3 protein-coding genes are annotated in these 3,085 nt (G+C 28.0%); 2 read left to right on the forward strand and 1 reads right to left on the reverse strand.

Translation table 11 applies throughout. From position 1 onward, the window contains the following. Window positions 1-80: 80 nt before the first annotated feature. Together Q0V08_RS11225 and Q0V08_RS11230 are read left to right on the forward strand one after the other, a co-directional pair. Entirely contained in the window at window positions 81-491 is a 411-nt protein-coding gene (locus tag Q0V08_RS11225) for an META domain-containing protein (protein WP_297434805.1), read from the forward strand. Window positions 492-625: 134 nt separating this feature from the next. Further along, a complete protein-coding gene (locus Q0V08_RS11230; protein ID WP_297434806.1) occupies window positions 626-2,230 on the forward strand; it encodes a CTP synthase in 1,605 nt (534 codons plus the stop codon). Here the strand turns inward: Q0V08_RS11230 and Q0V08_RS11235 are convergent. Continuing rightward, window positions 2,227-3,042 carry an alanine racemase gene (locus Q0V08_RS11235; RefSeq protein ID WP_366099801.1) on the reverse strand — a complete coding sequence of 272 codons (816 nt, stop codon included), beginning with the start codon at window positions 3,040-3,042 and terminating at the stop codon, window positions 2,227-2,229. The two genes, Q0V08_RS11230 and Q0V08_RS11235, sit on opposite strands and share 4 nt — an antisense overlap. Between the last annotated feature and the right edge of the window lie 43 nt (window positions 3,043-3,085).

The following is a 3,085-nucleotide window of genomic DNA, read 5'->3' on the forward strand; positions in this document are numbered from 1 at the left end:
CATGTTGTAAGTTTTATAATGTTGTTGATAGCGGCAATAATTATAATAGTTATTAATAAAAAATCAGGGAGTGATAAATAATGAAAAAAATCTTAGGAATACTATTAATGGTTTCAGTTTTATTTGGAGGGTGTTCAAGTTTGACAACAAAAAATAAAAGATTAGTAGGGAAAGAGTATATTTTAATTCAAGAAAACTCTATTCCAAATGTACTAATAGGGTTTGATGAACATAATTTTTATGGATTCTCTGGATTAAATAATTACTTTGGAAGATATGAGAAAAAAGGAAATAAAATTAAGTTAGAAAAATTAGGATCAACTCTAATGGCTGGTTCAGATAAAGTTATGAAAATGGAGTCTGAATATTTAGAAAAATTAGATACAGTTCAAACATTTAAAGTAGAAAATGATATACTGATTTTTAACTTAAAAGATGGATCTACCTTACAATATAAGGAAAATAAAAAAGTTGACAAAAAATTAAAATAATGATATAAGATAATATCAAAATAAAAAATATCCAAGGGAAATATTATTTCTATAGAAAATTGGATTAAGTTAAGGCGAAATTTTTTTTTTCGCCTTTTTTTTTTCGATTTTTATAAAATAAACGGAGGATATTTATGAAAGAAACTAAGTATGTATTTGTAACAGGAGGAGTTGTATCATCTTTAGGAAAAGGAATTACAGCAGCATCCCTAGGAAGGTTATTAAAAGAAAGAGGATATAGTGTAACTATTCAAAAATTTGATCCATATATAAATATAGATCCAGGAACAATGAATCCTTATGAGCATGGAGAAGTATTTGTAACAAACGATGGCGCTGAAACAGATTTAGACTTAGGTCATTATGAAAGATTTTTAGATGAAAATTTAACAAAATATAATAATATAACAACAGGTAAAGTATATGAAGCTGTAATCAACAAAGAAAGAAAAGGTCAATATTTAGGAAAAACTGTTCAAGTAATTCCACATATAACAAATGAGATAAAATCTAAAATAGAGTTAGTAGGAAAAGAAAATAATTCAGATATAGTGATAACAGAGATTGGAGGTACAGTTGGAGATATTGAATCCACACCTTTTTTAGAAGCTATAAGACAATTTAAATACGATGTAGGAAGAGATAATGTTTTATATATACATGTGACGCTTCTACCATATTTAAAGGCTGCTGGAGAATTAAAAACAAAACCATCTCAACATTCAGTAAAAGAGCTAATGAGTTTAGGAATAAGACCAGATATTTTAGTTTGTAGAACAGAGCATCCTATAAGTTTGGATATAAAAAGAAAATTGTCAATGTTTTGTGATATTGATGAGGATGCAGTGATAGAGGCTCCAGATGCTAATACAATTTATGAAGTACCACTTATAATGGAGGAGAATGGTTTAGCTAATGTTGCATGTAAAAAATTAGGAATTGAAAATCAAAAACCAACTTTAAAAATTTGGAAAGAAATTGTAAGAAAAATTAAGCAACCAACTGATAAAATAAAGTTAGCTGTTGTAGGAAAATATATTGAATTAAAAGATGCATATATAAGTATAAATGAATCTATAGAGCATGCAGCATATGAACTTGGATTAAAAGCCGAAATTCATTATATTCAAGCAGAAGATTTAGATATAAAGATTTTAGAACAGTTTAATGGAATATTAATTCCTGGTGGATTTGGAGATAGAGGAGTTCAAGGTAAGATAGATGCAATAAAATTTGCAAGAGAAAATAAAATTCCATTTTTAGGTATTTGTTTAGGAATGCAAAGTGCAGTAATTGAATTCTCTAGAAATGTTTTAGCTATGAAAACAGCGAATTCTACAGAATTTGATAAAGATACAAAATTTCCAGTTATAGATATTTTATTAGATCAAAAAAATATTGAAAATTTAGGTGGAACAATGAGATTAGGAACTTATCCATGTAAATTAGAAAAAGATAGTTTAGCTTATGAGTTATATCAAGAGGAACTTATATATGAAAGACATAGACATAGATATGAATTTAATAATATTTACAAAGAGATAATTCAAAAAAACGGTCTAAAGATATCAGGAACATCTCCAGATGGAACTTTAGCAGAAATTGTAGAGTTATCTAAAGAGTTGCATCCATTTTTTATAGCGGGGCAGTTTCACCCAGAATTTAAAAGTAGACCAGGAAAACCACACCCGCTATTTTTAGGATTTGTAAAAGCTATTTATAAAAGAGAAAGTAATTAGTTAAGAGAAATTTTTCTAGAATTTCCTCTAATATCAACCTCAATAATTTTTTCAATAGTTCCAGCTCTATGACCAATTAAGTAGTTTGTCATATTAGCTGCTGAACATGAATGATTAGGGATAATTTCAATTTTATCACCAATTTTAAGGGTCGTAGGGCCCTCTTTTTTTACTTTTGCCACTTCTTCAGATAAACCAATAACAGTAAGTTCAGGATGATTTTTAACAATCCCAAATCCTTTTGTTAAAGAGTTTCCATGAGCTCCTTGATCAAGTCCTAAACATTTGCTACCGCAATCAAGAATAAATAAATCTTCAGATGGATGAGAAACTACAGTTGCTAAAACAGTTAAAGCACAATCTTTTTCTTCTGCAGCACCTAAAGCTACTTGAATAGCATCAAAGAATACATAGTTTCCAGGTCTAGAAACTGTTATTTCTTTAGATTTTATGGCATTTTCAAAAGTTGGAGTAGTTCCAGTAGCCACAAATTCAACAATAGCACCATTTTCCACTAAAAGATTTTTAGCCAAAGTCATTATATTAATCTCTTTTTCTGTGATTTCATTAACATGATCTTTTGAAAAACCATATACTTGACCAGTGTGAGTAGAAATACCTTTGAAAACAAGATTAGGGTATTTTTGTAATGAATTATATAAATTAACACTTTCTTCAGGTGAAACACCAAATCTGTTTAATCCACTATTTATTATAATTTGGTAATTAATTGTGTTTGTACCTAATTTTTTTGAAAGTTCAATTGCAGGAATTTCATTATCAAAAGCAACAAATAATTCGCACTGTTTAATTTTATCTCAATATTTTAAAATTTTGTTTTCAATAGTGCTATGC

Source organism: uncultured Cetobacterium sp., from assembly GCF_947038635.1.
Classification (GTDB): Bacteria; Fusobacteriota; Fusobacteriia; order Fusobacteriales; family Fusobacteriaceae; genus Cetobacterium_A.